This window comes from Sphingorhabdus sp. Alg231-15 (assembly GCF_900149705.1).
Classification (GTDB): Bacteria; Pseudomonadota; Alphaproteobacteria; order Sphingomonadales; family Sphingomonadaceae; genus Parasphingorhabdus.
Window position 1 is genome coordinate 3071913 of record NZ_LT703001.1, and the last position, 19777, is coordinate 3091689.

The following is a 19777-nucleotide window of genomic DNA, read 5'->3' on the forward strand; positions in this document are numbered from 1 at the left end:
ATGTTAATCAAGATCAAACGCCCATATCAGCACGGGGGTTTTCGCCATTATCCCAGTTTTCGACAAACTCGGCGAGCTTATTATTATCCTTGGGCAGTGTGATCATCAAGGTCACCAAATGATCGCCACGTCCGCCAGATTTCTTGTGAAAACCTTTGTTCTTGAGGCGTAGTGTTTTGCCGGAATCGGACCCGGCAGGGATCGAAAGCATGACCGGGCCATCCACGGTGGGAACCTTGATCTTGGCGCCTTCGACGGCTTCTTTCAGACTTATGGGCAGCTCCAAGGTCACATTATCACCATCTCGCTCGTAAAAGGGGTGGTCATTGATGTGGATGGTGACAAGCGCATCGCCGTTGCCTCCGGGCCCTTGCCGCCCTTTGCCACCAAGCCGCATTTGCGTGCCTTCTTCGACGCCCTTGGGCAAGCTCAGGTCAATAGTTTTGCCATCTTCCAAGGTGATCCGCTGTTTTTCCAACGTCGCGGCAGCGATGAATTCAACCTTCAAGCGATAGGAGACATTGGCGCCTTTTGGGGGAGGGGCGCTGCGCTGGCGCGAACCAAATGGCCCCGAACTGCGGCCGCCACCGCCACCGCCACCGAATAGCCCCTCAAAAATATCGCCGAAATCGGTGCCGCTATTGCCAAAATCAAATTGCTGGCCACCACCGCCGCGTGAATAGGCTCCGCCCGGCCCGCCGCCAAACCCAAATCCCGCTGGATTGCCTTCAGCATCAATTTCGCCGCGATCAAACTGTGCACGTTTGTCCTTGTCGAGCAGCAGATCATAAGCCTTGGTGACGTCCGAAAAACGTTCCGTCGCCTTGGGATTGTCCTTGTTGCGATCAGGATGCAGTTCCTTCGCCAGCTTGCGATAGGCGCTTTTAATCTCCTTCTCGCTGGCGCCCTTGGCCACGCCCAATGCCTGATACGGATCTACCATTACTCTACCTTTTCAATTCCTTATCTCTCTTAAGATTGGAACCTTGTGCTGCCAATTCAACTTTAGTGTCTTATTGAGGTACTACGGCATCCGCAACTCTATTGTGACGCGTAAAGCGCAGTAGCAAATAGAGGATCAGGCCCAAAGGCCCCAGCATCAACACAAAAAACAATATGGGGACCTGAATCCAGCGAGCAAATCCGTATTTATCCGCGTTGCGTGCGACCCACATGCCGACAAACAGGTCAAATGACAGATAGTGAATCCAGCCGACCACGGCACCGCCATCCGTGGCGAGTAGCGCCTTAACCCCAGCAAGGCTGCCAAAATCCGGTGTCCCACCACCACTACCGCCATCGATCATGCCAGTTAATAGAGGTATGATGATGACGGCATAGGCAAGCGCCAACAACGACACCCCGCCATAGAAGACGCTGGTCATGACGAAATCTCGACGCGGGGCCAGGGCCAGAATCAGCCACATCAGCAAAGCCCAATTGTTTGTGATGGTGAAAATCAGTTCCCAATTCATAAAGTCTGTCCCCCTTCGTTCGATCGCGGTCAAGCTAGCATGAAAACCAGTCAGCGGCTATGCGCTCAGAATAGATCGGATCAAGTCGCTTAACAGCGAGGAAGCCGTCGCGTTTTCGCCAACCCATGATCTCGCTAGGCTGAGGGGACGTGGGAGATCGGTCATCGGTAGAAAAACCATCGCGGTGAGAAGGAAAAGCTCTCTTCCCCGCCAGCAATCTGGCTGATACAGCATCAATCATGAAAGACCCGTTTGATATATTTGCCAGTTGGTTTGCCGAGGCCCGCGAAACTGAACTGAACGATTCCAATGCCATGACGATCGCGACGGCTGATGCCAGCGGTCAACCCGCAGCGCGAATGGTTTTGCTCAAGGGATATGATCGCGACGGTTTTATTTTTTATACCAACCAGCAAAGCCGGAAGGCCGCCGATATCAAGGCTAACCCAAGGGCGGCTATATTGTTCCACTGGAAAAGCGTGCGCCGACAGATCCGGATCGAAGGCAATTTGTCGACCGTTTCGGATACAATTGCCGATGCCTATTTTGCAACGCGGAGCCGCGACTCACAATTGGGTGCCTGGGCATCCGATCAATCGCAACCGCTCGATGCGCGTGAGACTTTCGAAGCGCGATTTGAGGAGATTAAGGCGCGGTTTGAAGATCAGGATGTCACACGCCCGCCGCATTGGTCTGGCTATCGCCTGACACCATCGCGGTTTGAGTTCTGGCAAGATCGAGAACATCGGCTGCACGAACGGCGGATATTTGTTCGTGCCGATGATGATGCTAGCGAAATGTGGACGGAAGGAATGCTCTACCCATGACACAAGAAAACGGGATATTGCCTTATTATCATGTCGACGCCTTTGCGGATCGACCCTTTACCGGCAATCAGGCTGCAGTGATGCCGCTGGAACGCTGGCTTGATGATGATGTGCTGCAGGCCATCGGGGAAGAGAATAATTTTGCCGAAACCGCCTTTTATCTGCCCGATGCAACGGGACAGGCGGATTACGAGCTGCGCTGGTTCACGCCGACGATAGAAATCGGTCTATGCGGCCACGCGACCCTGGCAAGCGGTCATATCATATTGACACAAGATCCAGAGAGGGACCGTGTGACTTTTCGTACGCGCACGGCCGGAGTGCTGACCATGATCCGCAACGGCGACGGCTATATGCTTGAGTTGCCGGCCTATCCGCCATCACCCAAGGAGCGATTGGATGTGGTCGAACTGGTTGGTGGAACACCGATAGATATGCAGTTTCATGAAGGGCGCTATAATGTCATCCGCTATCAAACCGCCGATGAGGTTCTGGCGTTGAAACCGGATTTGAAGGCTCTGGCAGCGTTTGGCAACGAGCAGTTTATCTGCACAGCCCCCGGTAAAGATACAGATGCCTTGAGCCGAGTCTTCGTACCCGGCGGCGGCGTGGATGAAGATAGTGTCACTGGTTCAGCTCATGCTGTTCTGACGCCGTACTGGGCGAAAATATTGGGCAGAGACAGCTTTACCGCCTATCAGGCCAGTGGCCGTGGCGGCTATGTGCAATGCCGTCTGGATGGCGAAAAGGCCTGGCTTGGCGGCAATTGCGTGACCGTTGTTGAGGGTCAGTTTCGGTTATAAATCGCTGCGAGTATCGGGCTCGTAAACAGGTTTATTTACTGGTCGGGAACAGTGATACAATCCGTCCGATCTGGTCGCTCATCGGGCGCAGCACGTCGTCTTGCGTTTTGCCCAGCCGGACAATTGTCAGCTTCTGGTCTGGCGAAACCACAATCTGCTGACCGAGATGGCCCAGCGCGCCAAAGACCGTATCGGATGCCATGTCCGGGAATAACACTTGATTGCGACCTTCCGGGCGCTTCTTGTTCAGCCATATATGTCCGCCATAGGCCGGATCATTGGCTGACGATGTCCGCATGAACTGGACCCAGCTGACCGGCAGATGCTGGGCACCTTTGCGGGCGCCATTGTTGCGCAGGAATTCTCCAAACTTCGCATAATCGCGTGCAGTCGCCTGAATGATGCTACCGCCCAGAAAAGTACCATTGGCATCGAACTCAAAATAGGTGCCGTCCATGCCCAGCGGTTCGAGTAAACGACCGCGTATGAACCGCATGGCCGTATCCCGTCGCACCTTGGGATCTTCGCTTTTGGTCAATGTACGGGTGATGATATCCGCTAAAATGATGCTGGTCGCCGTGCTATATTCAAATTTCTCACCGGGCTCAGCCTCCATCGGACGCGCTTCGGCATAGGCCGCCGTATCGCCGGATCCGTCGAGGAAAAGCATGCGATTGGTGTCGGCTTCGTAGACGGTCTTGCCATTTTCTTCAGGGACCTCGGTATGGTCGAGACCGGATGACATGTGGATCAGCTGGCGCAGCGTTATGTCGCCCCGCGGGTCGCCAGGCCGTTGCCAGGCCGGGACAGGGGCGGGGTCATCGAGCACCAGCCGACCATCGGCAACAAGAAAGCCAACCAGCGCGCCGGTAAAGGACTTCGCCATTGACCAGCTGATAAAGCGGGTGTCCTCGTCATAACCTTCACCATAGCGCTCGGCGATGATCTCACCGCGGTGCATGATCAAAACCGCTCGGGTTTCGGACATTGCGGGATCTTCGAACAACGGAGAAATGGCAGTGTCCAATCGTGCTTTTTCGATTGGACTAGAGTCCGCTATATAAGCCAGTTCTTCGGCCGTTTTTTTGAGAGGCGCGGCAGGTTCATCACTGGCTCCGCAACTGGAGAGTGAAAAGGCGAACGCGGACAGGGTGGCGATTTTAATCTTGTGCATCAACATCGGTTGCACCAATAGAGGCCATTATGGCAACCGAAAAGAATGTTTCCCAGACCCAAAGTCGCAAAGGCCGTATAGCTCTATACATCTTGGTCCTATTTGTCCTGATATTGGCCGCGGTCTTCGCTTATAACTACACCTTTATCAAAGGGCAGTTGGGCATTGGTACCGCTTATGGCGCGCGCGTTGCCTGTTCCTGCCACTATGTCGGCGGTCGGGATTTGGCAGACTGTGAAAAGGATTTCGAGCCCGGAATGGAAGTAATCGGCCTGTCACAGGACGACAAGAAGCGCCGTGTAACAGCATCGGTTCCGCTATTGGCATCCGCGACCGCAGAATTTCGTGAAGGTTGGGGTTGTGTGATCCTGACTGAGGGCCAGGCCAACTAAGCCAAATCAGGCCGTAGCTGCCGCCAGCCACTGCTGCGACACTGCTCCGGTTTTTTCGATCCAGCCGCCACCGAGAACACGATCCTTGTGGTAGAAGACGGCTGCCTGACCAGGGGATACGCCATATTCCGGATTGTGGAATTGTAGCTTGTCGCCTTCAAGACGGGCATGCGTCGGTTTGGCCATAGAGCGGACTTTCACTTGCATCGGTCCTTCGAAATCACCGCCAATCCAGTTAATGTCCCGCAGCGTCGCTGAAGCCACGGCCAGTGCCTGCCTCGGTCCGACAAAGACACGTTTTGTCTCTGGTTCCAAGCGGATTACGTAAAGGGGCTCGGCCTGTCCGCCGATCTCCAATCCCTTGCGCTGGCCGACGGTATAGTGGATCAGTCCCTTGTGCCGACCCATTACGGTTCCGTCGATATGCACAATCTCGCCATCATCATCGGCTTCGGGCCGCAGTTTGCGGACGACTTTCGCATAATCTCCATCGGGCACGAAGCAGATATCCTGGCTATCCGGTTTGAAGGCAACCGTAAGTCCCATTTCTTTCGCAATCTCACGCACCTGGTCCTTTGGCATATCGCCGAGCGGGAAGCGCAGATAGTCGAGTTGATCCTGGGTCGTCGCAAACAGGAAATAGCTCTGGTCGCGTGCTGGATCCATGGCGCGGTGTAGTTCAGAGCCATTGTCACCCATGACGCGCCTAACATAATGTCCTGTGGCCAGACAGTCGGCGCCCAGCTCGCGGGACAGGTTGAGCAGATCAGTGAATTTAACGCCCATATTACACTGAACACAGGGAATCGGTGTCCGGCCGGCCATATACTCATCGGCAAAAACATCCATAACCGATTCCTGAAAGCGGCTGGCATGATCAAAGACATAGTGAGCAATGCCAAGCTTTTCGGCGACCGCCCGAGCATCACGGATGTCCTGGCCCGCACAGCAGCTGCCAGCGCGGCCGACGGCTTCGCCATGATCATAGAGCTGCAAGGTAATGCCAATGGTCTCTGCACCGGTGCGCGAGGCCAAAGCCGCGACGACGCTGGAATCGACACCACCAGACATGGCCACGACGATGCGTTTGCCGGTCAGATCGTCGCCGAGCTGAAATTCACTATTGATTCGGTCAGTCATAATGTCACGTCCCTTAACGATGAACCGGGTAAAGCGCCAGTTTTGCAGAAATACTGAGCGGAAACCCGGCGTTCCGTCCTGCTTTGGTTCATATTGGGACGAAAATGCGGATTGGAAGGAAGGTTTGCTTAACCAGTCCTAAGACCGCGTGAACGCCGCCTTTACGGATGTTTATATCTTCGTTGCTAGAAGCCTGTTTATGGAAATGAACTTCCCTCATAAGAATCTGGCTCAGACCAGTGCCGAAACGGATGCACCAGCAGGCAGCGCGCATGATGCGCTGATTGCGCATGCGATCGCACGCCAGACTCTGTCCCCCTCGGCCCGCGCATATATTGCACGGCGCAGTGGATTGGCTGTCCAGCCGATGCACAACAGTAAGGGATTGATGGAAGATCGGATCAAGTTTTTTGCAGGGGAGCGTCCACAAAAGAGCCCCTTTGCAAAAAGCGCACGCATTTTTGAGAAAGGCCATTTCCGGCCCGATCTATTGCGTGACGAAGCATCAGGTAAGGCAGCGCAAAAGAAAATATGAACGCGTTCTTTACCTTGGTGATTTAGTAGTTTGAAAAACTCTATGTCTAAAGATGTAACAAGATTTGGATTTAGAGTGAAATGCCGCAAGGCGTATATTGAGGGTAGTATGATCGAGAACCAAACAATTAAACCAGCGCAAGTCGTCGGCCCATTGGGCGAACCTTTGACTATCGCTGATTTGCCAGCTCCAGGCACGACACGCTGGGTTGTTCGACGCAAAGCAGAGGTTGTAGCCGCGGTAAATGGCGGTTTGCTGACTGTCGATGAAGTTTGTGATCGGTACAGTCTGTCATTGGAAGAATTCGCGTCGTGGCAGCGGGCGGTAGACCGGTCCGGAATGCCAGGCCTGCGGGTTACGCGGATTCAGCATTATCGGGATCTTTATGAGCGTCAGCAGAAATATTGATCGGCCCAGTGCCGCGATCTGACGGCTGTCGCCGTTGGATTAATCATCACTGTTAACGGCATAAAGGCCTCGGATGTTCTCATCCGGGGCCTTTGTTTTTGCATTTTTCTGACTATTTTCTGGTTTCGTTCGCGCATTCGTATAATATCGCCTGATCGTCCCAAAAAACAGGGGCTGTAAATCGGTCAGGAGGGAATATGATTAACTTTATAATCGCACTTGTCATGGGTGGTGTCATTGGCTGGCTGGCAAGCATGGTTATGGGCCGCGATGCTTCGATGGGAATATTCTGGAATGTCGTCGTAGGTTGTGTCGGATCGATGCTGGGAGGCTGGTTATTCAGCTTTTTCACCGGCGGTACACAAAATTTACGGGAAGCCCCGTTTAGCCCGATGACATTGCTTGTCGCATTTGGCGGTGCAGTGGTTCTGCTAGGGATCGTCAATTTAATAAAACGCGGTCGCGTCCGTTAAACAGACCAAAGCAACCCAGCAAATCAATATGTGAAAGGCTGGCCTGAACAGGGTCAGCCTTTGCATGTAAAAAACCGTGCCGACTCCATTATTCCACACCGTCTGAAGCGAGCTTGCACAATTGATGATTGTTCAGGCTTGTCGTAACTGATTTATTGATATAATACACCAATCATAAGAAGTCCTGATTTCTGCTGATCTCGCTGATTCTTTTGTATAATGCGGAGCGGAAATACGATAAGGCCGGGTTAAAGAGTGTTAACTATGAACTATGAATCGAAACTTTCCGGTGAAGACCTTGATGTCTCAATGTTAGATGACAGCGTTGAAAAGGGTCGCAAGAACCGGCGTCTGATGATCATCACGATAGCCATCATAGCGTTGATTATAGCTGTGGTGACATATCAGCTTATGTCTGGTGGCGGTACTGCTGTAGATGGCGCCGAAGACGGTCAAGCACCGGTTGTTACGGTAATTGTACCAGGCAAGCAGGATGTCATTCGCACCATAAATGCAACAGGTACATTGGCTGCGCGCCGGGAGATTCCGGTGGGAGTCGTTGGCGAAGGTGGTCGTGTGACCAATGTTTATGTGGATGCTGGCGACTGGGTGCGGCCCGGTCAGATAATGGCCAGTATTGACCGGTCCGTTCAAAATCAGCAGGCCGCCCGTTTGGAAGCATCGGTTGCTTCATCTCGTGCCGAACTGAATCTGGCTCAGGCCAATCTTGATCGTGCGGCTCGGTTGGTTGACCGCGGTTTTATTTCAAAAGCGGACATTGATCGGCTGACCGCAACGCGTGATTCCAGTGCCGCCCAATTGCGCGTCTCGCAGGCACAGCTGGCAGAAACGCGGGCTCGCAATCGGTTTTTGAACATTGTTGCGCCAAAAGGCGGCCTGGTGCTGGAACGCGATGTTGAAGTAGGCCAGACAGTTAGTCCGGGTAGCGGCATATTGTTTCGGCTCGCTCAAAATGGTGAGATGGAGTTGCAGGCGCGATTGAGTGAGAGTGACTTGGCCAGCGTTTCTGTTGGGGTTAGTACTGAGGTCGTACCGGTAGGGACGAGTAAAGTTCTGACCGGTCAAATCTGGCAAATCTCTCCGGTGATTGATGCTCAGTCGAGACAGGGTGTTGCCAAGATTGCGCTGAAATTTGATGACGCATTGCGCCCTGGTGGTTTTGCGAGTGCCAAGATACAAAGTGGTTCATCACAAGCTGCGGTGCTTCCGGAATCTGCTGTTCATGACGACGATAAAGGCAATTATGTCTATATAGTCGATAAGGACAACAAGATCGTTCGGCGGGGCATTGAGACCGCTGGAGTAAGCTCGGCTGGAGTTACGATCGCTTCCGGGCTTGCTGGGAATGAGCGAGTGGTCATGCGTGCGGGTGGTTTCTTGAACCCTGGTGAAACCGTACGGGCCGTGAACGAGGACAAAGGTGCTTGATCCATGCTGTTGAGATCTCCGCTAAGCATGAACCGGAACCACGGATTATAATATTATGAATTTTCGCAATATCTCTGCCTGGTCGATCCGCAATCCTGTAATTCCTATCGTCATTTTCGTGGGCATGATGCTCGCCGGTCTGGTCAGCTTTCAGTTGATCGATGTCCAGAATGACCCAGATATCGAGTTCCCGGTCGTGATTGTATCAATCTCGCAGCCTGGTGCAGCGCCGACAGAAATTGAAACCCAGATAACCCAGCGGGTTGAGGCGGCCGTGCAGGGGTTGGACGGTGTTGACAGTATCAGTTCGACTACTCGCGAAGGACGCAGTCAGACCGTTATCCAATTTGATATTGGCGAGAGCATTGATCAAGCGGTCAATGACGTCAAAAACGCGGTTGATCAGGAACGGAGCAATTTGCCGGATGGCATTCTTGAACCGCTGATAACCAAAGAGTCGACTTCTGGTAATCCTATCGCATATTTTGCGGTGGGCGCTGAAGATATGACGATGGAGCAGCTGAGCTGGTTTGTTGACGACACCGTTGCCAAAACCCTTTTGACGATTAACGGCATCGGAACGGTCGAACGCGGCGGCGGTGTTGATCGTGAAATTCGCGTTGTCCTGATCCCGGAAAGAATACAAGCACTTGGTGTAACAGCTTCGCAGATCAACAGCGCATTGCGCCAGTTGAATCTGAACGCAGCAGGCGGTCAGACTGAAATAGCCGGATCGCGCCAATCGGTCCGTGTTCTGGGTAATGCGAAAACAGCATTTGATTTGTCTCAAACCCAGATAGCCACTGGTGATGGTCGATCCGTCAAACTCTCTGACATCGCCAATGTTTCCGACAGTTTTAGTGAGCTGAGCCGCATTGCGCGCGTAAAAGGCAAACAGGTTGTCACATTCAGTTTGTCACGTGCAAAGGGCGCTTCTGACGTCACCGTCTATGACGATGCGGTCAAAAAAATGGAACAGATTGCTGAGGAAAATCCTGGCGTCAGTTTCACCCAGTTGTTTACCAGTGTAGGATTTACCAAGGCGCAATATAGAAGCTCCATGGCAGCGATGATTGAGGGCGCGGTGCTCGCCATCATTGTCGTATTTCTATTCCTGCGTGACTGGCGCGCAACCTTCATTTCGGCAATTGCCATTCCGCTTTCTGCTATCCCGACATTCTGGTTCCTGGATATGATCGGATTTAGTCTGAACCAGATGAGCTTGATGGCATTGGGCCTGGTGGCGGGTGTTCTGGTTGATGACGCGATTGTGGAGATTGAGAATATTGTCCGCCATATGCGAATGGGCAAATCCGCCTATCAGGCATCTATTGACGCAGCCGACGAGATTGGCTTGGCCGTTGTGGCGACGACCTTTTCGATTGTTGCGGTCTTCCTGCCCGTCGCGCTGATGCCCGGCATAGCAGGTCAATATTTCAAGGTTTTCGGTTTCACCGTCGTGATTGCGGTTCTGATGAGTTTGGCCGTCGCACGAATGATCACGCCAATGATCGCAGCCTATTTCCTGAAAGCGAAGGGCGAGGCGGATCACGCCAGCGGACCGTGGATTGGGCAATATGTGGACATATTGACCTGGACATTGGGCCGAGGGCGGTCAGAAGAAATCAAAGCACGTGGCGGCATATTTAATCGGATATATGCAAAGTTCTTCGATCACCGCATAATTATCATGGGGTTAGGTGTGCTGACTTTCGTGGTGACCATCGTGATGTTTATTGTCATCCCCAAAGAATTCTTTCCCACCGGAAATGAGGATTTCAGTCGGGTCAATATCGAAATGGTGCCGGGTACAACACTCGAGCAAACCGCCAGCGTGTCTGCTAAAGTGGCAGAAATTATCGACGCACAGCCAGAAACCCAAACAGCGCTTGAAAGTATCCGAGAAGGCAACGGGCGGATATTCATTACGCTGAAGGCTGAACGAGAGCGCAAGAGTTCTGAATATGAAGAGCAGCTAACACCGCAGCTTCAGGCCATTCCTGATGCGCGGGTGTCCTTCCTCAACAATAATGGCCCTGGCGGCGGTGGAACAGGTCGGGACTTTTCGATCATGTTATCAGGCTCTGATCCGGCATTGTTGGAACGGACTGCCGCGATTTTGGTAGAACAGATGAAAGGCCTGAAATCAGTAGTAGGACCGCGGGTTAACGCCGACCTGCAGAGACCGGAAATTCTGATCACGCCGCGTTCTGACTTGGCTTCACAACTGGGTGTTTCAACATCGGCTCTCAGCCAGACCATTCGTATTGCGACTTTGGGCGAGATCGATCAGAATAGTGCAAAATTCTCTCTCTCGGATAGGCAAGTTCCAATCCGCGTTGTGCTGCCGCGCAAATCACGCAGAGATTTTTCAACCATTGAAAACTTGCCAGTGCCAATCGCCGGTGGCGGATCAGTTCCGCTAAGCCGGGTTGCCGACATCAGCTTTGGTTCCGGGCCAACGACTATTCAGCGCTATAAGCAGAAACGCCGTATTTTTGTCGGTGCTGATCTTGCACCGGGCGTTGTGAAGGGCACGGCGCAAGCCCAAATTGACAAACTGCCTGTCATGCAGGACTTGCCTACCGGTGTATCGAATGCGCCCTTTGGTGCTGATGAGTGGCAACAGGAAATGCAAACCAATTTCGGTATTGCCTTGATGGCCGGGACGTTGCTGGTCTTTGCTGTCCTCGTGTTGCTCTATGGCCGTGTCATGTCGCCGCTGGTCAATATGGGATCATTGCTCTTGGCGCCATTGGGTGGTCTGATTGCGTTGGTTATGGTTGGGCAGGCACTGTCTCTCCCCGTATTCATTGGCATTTTGTTGCTATTTGGCATTGTCGCCAAAAACTCGATCCTTCTTATCGACTTTGCGCTCGAGCAGATGGAGCTCGGCATGCGAAAACGCGAAGCCATTATTGAAGCGGGCCGAAAACGGGCCCAGCCTATTGTCATGACCACCGTGGCAATGACTGCGGGTATGATTCCGACAGCAATCTCATTGTCTGGTGATTCCTCATGGCGCGCACCAATGGGAACAGTCGTGATTGGCGGGTTGATCTTATCGACCGTCCTGACATTGCTGATCGTACCAGCGGGCTTTAGCTTAGCGAGCGGCATCGAAAAACGGCTTGGTCGACTATTCCGTCGACATCTGCTGGTGGACGATGGTGAGGGACCTGAGAAATCCTCTGAGGCAGAGGTTCAGCCAGCCGAGTGAAGCCGCTTTCTTCTACATTGGCGCCGACGTCCAACAGTGCCCCTAGCAAAGGTTCAGCCGCTATCAGTCGGGATTTGAACAATGCGGGCCGTGATATGAAGATTATCGCGACCGGAATGCTGGTCGTGATGGCGGTGATCTATTTTACGGCCAAATCCTACGAAGAGGTCCACCCGGTTCTTGGTTTTGTTCGCGCCTTTGCCGAAGCGGCAATGGTGGGTGGATTGGCCGACTGGTTTGCGGTCACAGCGCTGTTTCGTCATCCGATGGGATTACCAATTCCGCATACTGCGATTATCCCCAGGAATAAGGACCGGATTGGCGATACGCTGGCCAATTTCCTCAAGAATAACTTCCTGCTTTCGCGAATCGTTGCGCAACGGATGCATGGTATCGATCTTGCTGGCGGTGTCGGAAAGTTTCTGAAATCTCCGAGCGGAGGAGAAGGGCGGTTGCGCATGGGCGCGTCGCGACTGATCGGAGATATTATCGGTTCTCTTGATCAGGACCGGCTTGGCAGCATGTTCAAAGGGGCCGTGAAGACACAGGCCAGAGAGCTCGATTTAGCCACCCCAATGGGTCAGATTCTAGAGGCCGTCATGGCTGAGAACCGCCATGGGCCGCTAATCGATTCAACGATCAAGTGGGCGTACCGGACGCTGGACGCCAATGAATATGTCATTCGCGCCATTGTCCATGATCGCGCCAACACGGTCATGCGTTGGACCGGACTGGATGACCGGTTGGCCAATGAAGTCATGGACGGGCTGTACAAGCTGCTCGCTGATATGGCGTCGGATCCCGATCATCCGGTACGTGCCAAAACTGCGGAAAGTATCGCGCAGCTGGCCCAAGAGCTGAAAAGTGATCCCGAATTGCGGCAGCGGGTGAACGAATGGAAATTGGAGATGATCGAGAATCCGGCCATAGCGAGCTGGATTGACGGTATTTGGGAATCCGGCCGTGAAGCGCTGCTCAAGGCTTCCCGAGATCCGGAGGCCGCTATGGCGGGTCATTTCGGAGATGCCCTGATGCAATTGGGCAGCAGCCTGCAAAAAGACCCGTTGCTCAATCGGCAGCTTAACCGCTTCGCCCGTCGTGCGGTGGCCGGCGTCGTCGCAAGCTATGGCGACAATATCGTAAAGCTCGTATCCGAAACCATTCGCGGATGGGACGCACAGACTATTACTGATCGCGTGGAAAATGCGGTTGGGCGGGACCTCCAATATATCCGGGTCAATGGTACTTTGGTGGGCGGTTTGGTCGGTGTATCGCTCCACACATTGGGCTACTGGATCTAGCCTAGCGCGTTAGCAATATTCTGGCCTGACCTGCGATCTGGGCGAGCATCGCAATCGATGGCCGTGACGACAGTTGGGCGCGGTCAACAATATCCCGGAATTGCGCAACTCGTTCGGCATTTTTATCAACCCAACTTTCGAGAAATTGATCCATATCCTTGCTGCGCGCCCGTCTGAGGAAGTCGAGCCGCATCTGTTGGAAATCGCGTGCCAGACCGGCGACCAGCAAACGGTCCCACGGATCGGAAGGATTGATCCGCGTCGCTGTCATCTGTGCCCAATCCAACCCGAGGAGGCTGCCAAGCTTGGTAAAGGCAGCAGCAACCTCGACCGCATCAATTTCGCGAATTTTCGCAAGAAATGCGATCCCGGCTGCACCGTCATTCTTATAGATATTGGCCATCTTTTGAGCGATTTCGCTCGTAGCTCCGGCTTCGATCAACAGTCCGGTCTGCTTGGCGGCCTCAGCCTGCCCCTCAGCAGTGATCAGGCTATCAACTTTTTCGTCCAGCGCTCTGATACCAGGAGCCAGCATTTCCACTGCATCGTCAACCGCTCCATTGGCAAGGCCGATACGCATCAGATCTGCCATATGGGACCTAAGCACATAGGCGAACCTATCAAATAACAGCAGGCGGATGTCTTCACCGATTTTCGCCTCTTCGAGCGAGACCCATAGCTTGTCAGCTTGGAACAGGCGCTCGACCATGACAAAGGCCGCCGCAACTTCACCCAGAGAACAACCTTCCTCTTCAGCAAGTTCAAACGGGTCGATTAGGCCAAGCCGGTTGATCATCCGGTTGGCAACTTTTGTCGCAATAATTTCCTTGCGCAACTGGTGGTTCAGAATTGCCGTTTTATGCTTGTTTTGCATCCCGCCAGGAAAGGCGTCGACCAGCTCGCTATCCATGCCAGAATCGGCGCTCAAATTGCTGTTCTCGATGGCGTCCTGCAGTGCGAGCTTTGCCGTCGATATCAAGACCGCTAGTTCGGGGCGGAACAGTCCGCGATTATCCTGCGCTCGGCGCATCAGGTCCTCGTTGGAAGCCAGGCCTTCAACCGCGCGGTCCAATTGGCCCTTACCCTCGAAATTCTCGATCAGGCGAATACAGGATGGCAGCGTCTTTTTACCGCCCATTTCAGCGATGGAGAGACCAAGCGCTTGCAGCCGGTTATCCTCCAGGACCAACTCGCCGACGGAATCGGTCATCTTTTCAAGAAGCGTATTGCGTGCGGCTGATTTTATCTTTCCGTTCGCCATAGACGCATTGAGGGCAATTTTGATGTTCACTTCGTTGTCCGAACAGTCCACGCCCGCACTATTGTCAATGAAGTCGGTATTGATCCGCCCACCGCGTTCGGCAAATGCAATACGTCCGGCCTGGGTAATGCCCAGATTGGCACCTTCGCCAATGACCTTGACCCGTAACTGATTGGCGTCAATGCGAATGCTGTCATTGGACGGGTCACCCACTTCGATATGGTTCTCACTTGATGCCTTGATGTAAGTGCCGATGCCGCCAAACCATAGCAGATCGGTATTACTGGCCAGAATTGCCGAGATCAGTCTTGACGGTGTGACTTCTTTTTCACCATCCAAACCGACAAGAGTAGCAATGGTCTTGTTGATATTGAGCTTCTTGGAATGGCGGGAAAAAACCGCACCGCCTTTTGATATCAGGCTTTTGTCATAGTCATCCCAACTTGAACGCGGCAAGTCGAAGAGGCGCTTGCGTTCTTTCCAGCTTTTGGCCGGATCGGGGTCTGGGTCGATAAAAATATGACGGTGATCGAAGGCTGCAACGACGCGCAGCGTCTTGGACAAAAGCATACCGTTGCCAAAGACATCACCCGACATGTCTCCAACACCAATTACAGAAACCGGTTCTTTTTGAACGTCGATACCCATTTCGGCAAAGTGTCGCTGGACCGAGACCCAGGCACCGCGTGCGGTTATTCCCATTGCTTTATGGTCATATCCATTGCTGCCGCCGCTGGCGAATGCATCCCCCAGCCAGAATCCATTCTCGGTCGCGATCGCGTTTGCAATATCGGAAAAACTGGCGGTTCCTTTGTCCGCTGCGACGACGAAATAGGGATCATCTTCGTCAAGCCGCACAACATTCTCCGGCGGCACGACTGCACCATCTTTGATATTGTCGGTGATCGACAATAGGGCCCGAATGAATATCTTATAGGATGCAACGCCCTCTGCGATAAACGCATCACGATCATCACCCGTTGGTAGATGTTTGGCGTAGAAGCCACCTTTGGCTCCGGTTGGAACAATGACCGCGTTTTTTACACGCTGCGCTTTCATGAGGCCCAATATTTCGGTCCGGAAATCATCGCGCCGGTCGGACCAGCGCAGGCCGCCGCGTGCGACAGGTCCCGCGCGCAAGTGAATGCCTTCGACGCGCGGACTATATACAAATATCTCGCGCCACGGCACGGGAGCGGGAAGGTCGGGTATTTTTGCGCTTTCTATTTTGAACGCCAGGGCTCCGCCGGTCTTTGCGGTAAAGGCATTGGTGCGCAAAATAGAATTGATGACCGATTGGACGAGGCGTAAAATCCGATCATCGTCAATTCCATCGACTTTAGCGAGACCGGATCCAATTGCTTTTGTCGCGTTCGCAATAGCATTTTTACGGTCACCACTGAAATCCGGATCGTGCAATGCTTCGAACAGTCGGATCATAGCGCGCGTAACATCGGTGGCCTCGGCCAACGCTTCAACCACGGTGATCAGCCCATAGCTCAGGCCCGTTTGCCGCAGATAGCGGAACCATGCTCTGATCCAAACCGTCGCTTGGGCGCTGATTCCGGCCGCCGTGATCAACTGGTTAAAGCTGTCATTTTCCGCTGCGCCCTCGAGCACTTCGGTTATCGCATCCTGTATCTCGGCCGCGCGCGCCACCAGATCATCGCGGGCTTCGGGATTGCGCAGAACCAGCTGAAAGTCATGAATATAGCCAAGCCCGCCATCGTCGAGCGGTGTTGGCATTTCTTCGAGAACAGAAAAACCGAAATTCTCTAACGTGGGAACCGCATCGGAGAGAGGCAATACGCCGCCAAGATGATATATTTTCAGCCGCAGCATATTGTCGTCATCGCTGTCCAGTTGGTACAGCCGGGTTGATTTCTGACCACCGCGTTCCAGTTGGAAGAGACGCATGATGTCGCGGGCCGCTTCTTGCGCACCATAAGTTGATTGGTAGGTGCCGGGGAAACAGTCTGCATAACGCTGCGCCAAAACTGCTGCTCGATTGTCGGGAACAAACTCGCTGAGATGGCTCTCGACCTCGGGTCGCCAGCCACGGATCATATTCTCGAGCTGATGATCAAGCGCATCCGGATCGGGTATCTTACTGTTCGCCCCCATATCGAGAATGTAGCGCAGCGAAGAAATTCCACCTTCACCCAAGGTGTTGGACCAACTCAATATCTTGGCGCCAGTGGCCTCGGTCAGCAAAGCTTGAATATTCTCTCGCCGAGCAGTCGACAATTGTTCGCGCGGCAGCCAGATAAAAGCGAGCAGGTGGCGGTTTAGCGGCGACATCACACTGTGCAATTTGGGCCGGGGTCGGTCAATCAGGGACATCGAGATTAACGCTAGTTTTTCGAGATATTCTTGCTGAAATGTGATGAGAAGATCGTGGGGTAGGGCGGTCAGCGCGTGGGTGAGTGACTTGCCCGCATGCCCGGAAGGTGAAAATTCGAATTTGTCAAACAACCGGGTCATTTGTGTGCGCAGAAATGGTACCTTCTCGGGCGGTGCCGCGAGAGCCGCACTTGTCCATAAACCGGACGTCAGAGAGAGGCCAGTTAACGCATTGTCCTTGCGAACCGGAACGATAATCAAATCCATCAGGACGTGCCGATGAACAGTGGAGACCTGGTTAGACTTAATGATTAGCGGCGCTTTGCCACCTTTTTTGAACCAGGCAAAGGCCCGCTTCTGGCTTTCTCTGGAAAGCGTTGGTTTGTCGCGCATTCTGGATATGCCCAGTTTTTTTGTGCGCTCGCCTTTCTTGTTGATCGTTTCATGGCCCAACAAGGTGAAATTGCGGTCCAGGAACCAGTGTAATAAGGCCGTGCCTTCTCCTTCCGGCATGCTGTCCGCATCTTCGCGAAGGGCGACCTGCAGTTTCAGCCAGTCGCTGACCGCAGCGGCAACATCGCGCAAGTTCTCATGCAGTGATTTTTCCAATGCACGTCGCAACCTGGCATCTGCGCGCTCCAGTTCGATGTAGATGATCGACTCTCGTTTTTCGCCGCTCTCCGGATCATCGTAAATCGCCTTGAGCTTCCCCTTGGCATCACGTTTTACACCGACAATGGGATGGATCAGCCGCTCGATATTCAAGCCGAAGCCTGCAATAGTTGCGCAAACAGAGTCGACCAGGAAAGGCATGTCATCATTGATGATAGCAAGACGCAGATGCCTTCTGCCATTTGCACTGATAACACTTTCAAGATGGAGCGCTGTCTCTGCGCTGTTCCGATGCAGACCGGTATTCAGGGCAAATTTAACCGCCTCTTTACAGGCTTTGTCGTCAAAACCAATATTCTCGCCCGGCAGTGCGCTTTCCAGAAAAGCTGTGACCAGCCTTTTCTCCAGTTTTTTATCGGCCGTTGAGGTGGTCGTCTTTGCTGCCTTGGTGTCGCGGCTACCAGTCATGGTTCCCCCAAAAGTATCAGTCCGGATAAGACTCTTCAGGGTTATGCGCGCAATATGGGCAAGGCTCAAGAGCGTTCGACGCCTATTCCGATTGGGAAAGACGAATTACGATGCGGGCGTGATATAATAGTTACATCTGCAACTAGATATCCGAAAGGCGAATAAACTTCTGGGAAGTGGCTTTAAACGCTGGTGTTTTGCAAAACCTTGTCGGTCAGTTTCTGGTCGCCCAGAACTGGTCCAACGATGGCCAGTTGTCCACTATCATCGCGCCGTGCGACGAGAACCACAAACTCGGCATCACCGGTTTCAATATCGGTCAATTGCCGGCTTGGGGCATTACGCAGCCGTTCCAGGACATCGTCTTGCCGATCAACGGCGTCAGACAGTTTCTGCTTGGGCTTGCGTGCGTCCCGCTCTGCATAGACAATTGCCTTGAGGCCGCCTTCATGATTTTCAAGATAGTCAGCGAACGTCCCTTTTTCGATATTCGCTTGCTTGGCAAATCGCAGAGCAGCGGCATATTCGGTCAACCGCGTTTTGTCATAATGGGCACCAAATACCAATTTGACGATCGGCGTCATGGGCGCACGTTCCTGTGCCTTGAGACCCGAGTCTGCCAATAGCATTGCATAGTCATCGGGATGCGCTTCGGTCATCAGATAGAAATCATAGGCCTGGCCAATGGCCGTGTAGAGTGCTGCACGACTGCGTTGTTCGCTATGCGCCGCGTTATCTGCGCTGCTGCGCGCTGCAACCAGCCAGTCAGCAAGGCTCGCATCTTCGCCGGGTTGGTCGCTGATATCTTCCAGGTCGATATGATCACCGCCAACCAGAGCCGCAGTAGCAGCTGCTGCATCTTCAGCAGTTAATTCCAATTGGGTTGAAGTCGGTCCGTCGGCCCAGATTGGTCCGGTTTCGGTTTTTGCCGGAGCCGAGCGCATCGCTTCTGCAACCTGGTCTTCCAGTTCCTTGGCAAATTCATCTGCGGCAACTTCTTTCCAGTTGATCACGCCGTAGATGAAATCAATCGTGTCATCATCGGTGGAAAAAGGCAGCAATATGCCGCGATACATAATCGTTGTACCGCGTTGATTTACAAACTCGGCCTCAAATCCGATTGGCGCCTGATTGGCGATAATCTGAAGATAATGGTCGGTGATCCGTGACAGAAGAGAGCGTGCCGGGACCTGGTCGATCGTGGTTATGCTGTCGTCAAGCTCACATTCCTTGCGCAATGATGTGCCAAGAAACTGGATCGATGGGTTTTCTACGCCGTTGGTAAAATCAAGCAAAACACTATTGGGGCCGAAATCAACGTCTGATTCGGGATCGAGGTCTTCCACGCTGGGAAATTGACGATCACCAAGCAGTCCAGCCCAGAAATTATACGCTCGCACATGCATGCGGCGCTCATCCTGGCCAATTGCTGGCGGCGCTTCGTGCGTCACATCCTGATCTTCATATGCGATGTAATCAGGGTCCAGACTGCCGCCCAAACCGCTATTTTCATCAGAATTGCGAAGATTTTCCATGCCTAATCCTACTAGTGCTACGTGTTTCAAACCCGTTTTGCAGCAGCCATGGTAAATATCTGGTAAATATTCTGAACATTTCTCCTGCCGGCTGAGGGGAAAATGGTGCACGTGATTCGTCAAAAGACGCGGTCAGGCTTGTCACAAGCCCAACCGGCTGTTAAAGGCGCGACCGTTAACATCTCGGCCCGGCAAAGCGCGGTCCTTTTTGTTGATAGCCGCTTTAGCTCAGATGGTAGAGCACATCATTCGTAATGATGGGGTCAGAGGTTCGAGTCCTCTAAGCGGCACCACGCATTTCCCGATTTTTAGCTGTTGCGGTTTTGTGCCTTTGAAAGCACAAATTTACGCTATTTATTAG

At 53.1% G+C, this 19777-nt stretch carries 15 protein-coding genes and 1 tRNA gene; 10 read left to right on the forward strand and 6 right to left on the reverse strand.

The window, feature by feature from the left end:
• Window positions 1-13 precede the first annotated feature (13 nt).
• Both DG177_RS15005 and DG177_RS15010 read right to left on the reverse strand, forming a co-directional pair.
• Window positions 14-943 carry a DnaJ C-terminal domain-containing protein gene (locus DG177_RS15005; RefSeq protein WP_108812225.1) on the reverse strand — a complete coding sequence of 310 codons (930 nt, stop codon included), beginning with the start codon at window positions 941-943 and terminating at the stop codon, window positions 14-16.
• Between the two features lie 70 nt (window positions 944-1013).
• Entirely contained in the window at window positions 1014-1475 is a 462-nt protein-coding gene (locus tag DG177_RS15010; RefSeq protein ID WP_108812226.1) for an abscisic acid-deficient protein Aba4 family protein, read from the reverse strand.
• A gap of 239 nt (window positions 1476-1714) precedes the next feature.
• Here DG177_RS15010 and pdxH point away from each other — a divergent pair, with 239 nt between their 5' ends.
• Window positions 1715-2302 (forward strand): pyridoxamine 5'-phosphate oxidase, encoded by a 588-nt coding sequence (gene pdxH, locus DG177_RS15015; RefSeq protein ID WP_108812227.1) that lies wholly within the window; start codon window positions 1715-1717, stop codon window positions 2300-2302.
• On the forward strand, window positions 2299-3105 hold the full coding sequence (locus DG177_RS15020) for a PhzF family phenazine biosynthesis isomerase (RefSeq protein WP_108812228.1): 807 nt from the start codon (window positions 2299-2301) through the stop codon (window positions 3103-3105). The genes pdxH and DG177_RS15020 overlap by 4 nt, the downstream gene beginning before the upstream one ends.
• Window positions 3106-3136: 31 nt before the next feature.
• On the opposite strand, the gene DG177_RS15025 is transcribed toward DG177_RS15020, so the two are convergent.
• Window positions 3137-4279 carry a serine hydrolase domain-containing protein gene (locus tag DG177_RS15025; protein WP_337658904.1) on the reverse strand — a complete coding sequence of 381 codons (1143 nt, stop codon included), beginning with the start codon at window positions 4277-4279 and terminating at the stop codon, window positions 3137-3139.
• Window positions 4280-4308: 29 nt separating this feature from the next.
• On the opposite strand from DG177_RS15025, the gene DG177_RS15030 reads away from it, so the two are divergent.
• Complete coding sequence (locus tag DG177_RS15030; RefSeq protein ID WP_108812229.1) at window positions 4309-4671, forward strand: hypothetical protein; 363 nt, start codon at window positions 4309-4311, stop codon at window positions 4669-4671.
• 6 nt (window positions 4672-4677) lie between these two features.
• Here the strand turns inward: DG177_RS15030 and mnmA are convergent, their stop codons facing one another.
• The gene (gene mnmA, locus DG177_RS15035; RefSeq protein ID WP_337658905.1) at window positions 4678-5811 is read right to left on the reverse strand and encodes a tRNA 2-thiouridine(34) synthase MnmA; all 1134 of its coding nucleotides are present in this window, start codon (window positions 5809-5811) and stop codon (window positions 4678-4680) included.
• 199 nt (window positions 5812-6010) lie between these two features.
• Here mnmA and DG177_RS15040 point away from each other — a divergent pair, with 199 nt between their 5' ends.
• The 6 genes from DG177_RS15040 (at window position 6011) to DG177_RS15065 (ending at window position 13197) form a co-directional block, all read left to right on the forward strand.
• Window positions 6011-6346 (forward strand): hypothetical protein, encoded by a 336-nt coding sequence (locus DG177_RS15040; protein WP_337658906.1) that lies wholly within the window; start codon window positions 6011-6013, stop codon window positions 6344-6346.
• A 108-nt stretch (window positions 6347-6454) separates the two neighbouring features.
• Window positions 6455-6754 (forward strand): CtrA inhibitor SciP, encoded by a 300-nt coding sequence (gene sciP / locus DG177_RS15045; protein WP_108812231.1) that lies wholly within the window; start codon window positions 6455-6457, stop codon window positions 6752-6754.
• Between the two features lie 197 nt (window positions 6755-6951).
• The gene (locus DG177_RS15050) at window positions 6952-7227 is read left to right on the forward strand and encodes a GlsB/YeaQ/YmgE family stress response membrane protein (RefSeq protein ID WP_337658907.1); all 276 of its coding nucleotides are present in this window, start codon (window positions 6952-6954) and stop codon (window positions 7225-7227) included.
• A gap of 264 nt (window positions 7228-7491) precedes the next feature.
• A complete protein-coding gene (locus DG177_RS15055; protein WP_108812232.1) occupies window positions 7492-8676 on the forward strand; it encodes an efflux RND transporter periplasmic adaptor subunit in 1185 nt (394 codons plus the stop codon).
• A 55-nt stretch (window positions 8677-8731) separates the two neighbouring features.
• Window positions 8732-11896 carry an efflux RND transporter permease subunit gene (locus DG177_RS15060; protein ID WP_108812233.1) on the forward strand — a complete coding sequence of 1055 codons (3165 nt, stop codon included), beginning with the start codon at window positions 8732-8734 and terminating at the stop codon, window positions 11894-11896.
• 95 nt (window positions 11897-11991) lie between these two features.
• Window positions 11992-13197 carry a DUF445 family protein gene (locus DG177_RS15065; RefSeq protein ID WP_108813006.1) on the forward strand — a complete coding sequence of 402 codons (1206 nt, stop codon included), beginning with the start codon at window positions 11992-11994 and terminating at the stop codon, window positions 13195-13197.
• 1 nt (window position 13198) lies between these two features.
• On the opposite strand, the gene DG177_RS15070 is transcribed toward DG177_RS15065, so the two are convergent.
• Together DG177_RS15070 and DG177_RS15075 are read right to left on the reverse strand one after the other, a co-directional pair.
• Window positions 13199-17881 (reverse strand): NAD-glutamate dehydrogenase domain-containing protein, encoded by a 4683-nt coding sequence (locus tag DG177_RS15070; RefSeq protein ID WP_108812234.1) that lies wholly within the window; start codon window positions 17879-17881, stop codon window positions 13199-13201.
• A gap of 182 nt (window positions 17882-18063) precedes the next feature.
• Window positions 18064-19416 (reverse strand): hypothetical protein, encoded by a 1353-nt coding sequence (locus tag DG177_RS15075; RefSeq protein WP_108812235.1) that lies wholly within the window; start codon window positions 19414-19416, stop codon window positions 18064-18066.
• A 217-nt stretch (window positions 19417-19633) separates the two neighbouring features.
• Here DG177_RS15075 and DG177_RS15080 point away from each other — a divergent pair.
• A tRNA-Thr gene (locus DG177_RS15080) sits at window positions 19634-19709 on the forward strand.
• Window positions 19710-19777 lie beyond the last annotated feature (68 nt).

What these genes read in the sequence shown, in the direction of transcription:
- DG177_RS15005 (WP_108812225.1), bottom strand. Translation starts at nt 943, where the DNA reads ATGGTAGATCCGTATCAGGCATTGGGCGTGGCCAAGGGCGCCAGCGAG.
- DG177_RS15010 (WP_108812226.1), bottom strand. Translation starts at nt 1,475, where the DNA reads ATGAATTGGGAACTGATTTTCACCATCACAAACAATTGGGCTTTGCTG.
- pdxH (WP_108812227.1), top strand. Translation starts at nt 1,715, where the DNA reads ATGAAAGACCCGTTTGATATATTTGCCAGTTGGTTTGCCGAGGCCCGC.
- DG177_RS15020 (WP_108812228.1), top strand. Translation starts at nt 2,299, where the DNA reads ATGACACAAGAAAACGGGATATTGCCTTATTATCATGTCGACGCCTTT.
- DG177_RS15025 (WP_337658904.1), bottom strand. Translation starts at nt 4,279, where the DNA reads ATGCACAAGATTAAAATCGCCACCCTGTCCGCGTTCGCCTTTTCACTC.
- DG177_RS15030 (WP_108812229.1), top strand. Translation starts at nt 4,309, where the DNA reads ATGGCAACCGAAAAGAATGTTTCCCAGACCCAAAGTCGCAAAGGCCGT.
- mnmA (WP_337658905.1), bottom strand. Translation starts at nt 5,811, where the DNA reads ATGACTGACCGAATCAATAGTGAATTTCAGCTCGGCGACGATCTGACC.
- DG177_RS15040 (WP_337658906.1), top strand. Translation starts at nt 6,011, where the DNA reads ATGGAAATGAACTTCCCTCATAAGAATCTGGCTCAGACCAGTGCCGAA.
- sciP (WP_108812231.1), top strand. Translation starts at nt 6,455, where the DNA reads ATGATCGAGAACCAAACAATTAAACCAGCGCAAGTCGTCGGCCCATTG.
- DG177_RS15050 (WP_337658907.1), top strand. Translation starts at nt 6,952, where the DNA reads ATGATTAACTTTATAATCGCACTTGTCATGGGTGGTGTCATTGGCTGG.
- DG177_RS15055 (WP_108812232.1), top strand. Translation starts at nt 7,492, where the DNA reads ATGAACTATGAATCGAAACTTTCCGGTGAAGACCTTGATGTCTCAATG.
- DG177_RS15060 (WP_108812233.1), top strand. Translation starts at nt 8,732, where the DNA reads ATGAATTTTCGCAATATCTCTGCCTGGTCGATCCGCAATCCTGTAATT.
- DG177_RS15065 (WP_108813006.1), top strand. Translation starts at nt 11,992, where the DNA reads ATGAAGATTATCGCGACCGGAATGCTGGTCGTGATGGCGGTGATCTAT.
- DG177_RS15070 (WP_108812234.1), bottom strand. Translation starts at nt 17,881, where the DNA reads ATGACTGGTAGCCGCGACACCAAGGCAGCAAAGACGACCACCTCAACG.
- DG177_RS15075 (WP_108812235.1), bottom strand. Translation starts at nt 19,416, where the DNA reads ATGGAAAATCTTCGCAATTCTGATGAAAATAGCGGTTTGGGCGGCAGT.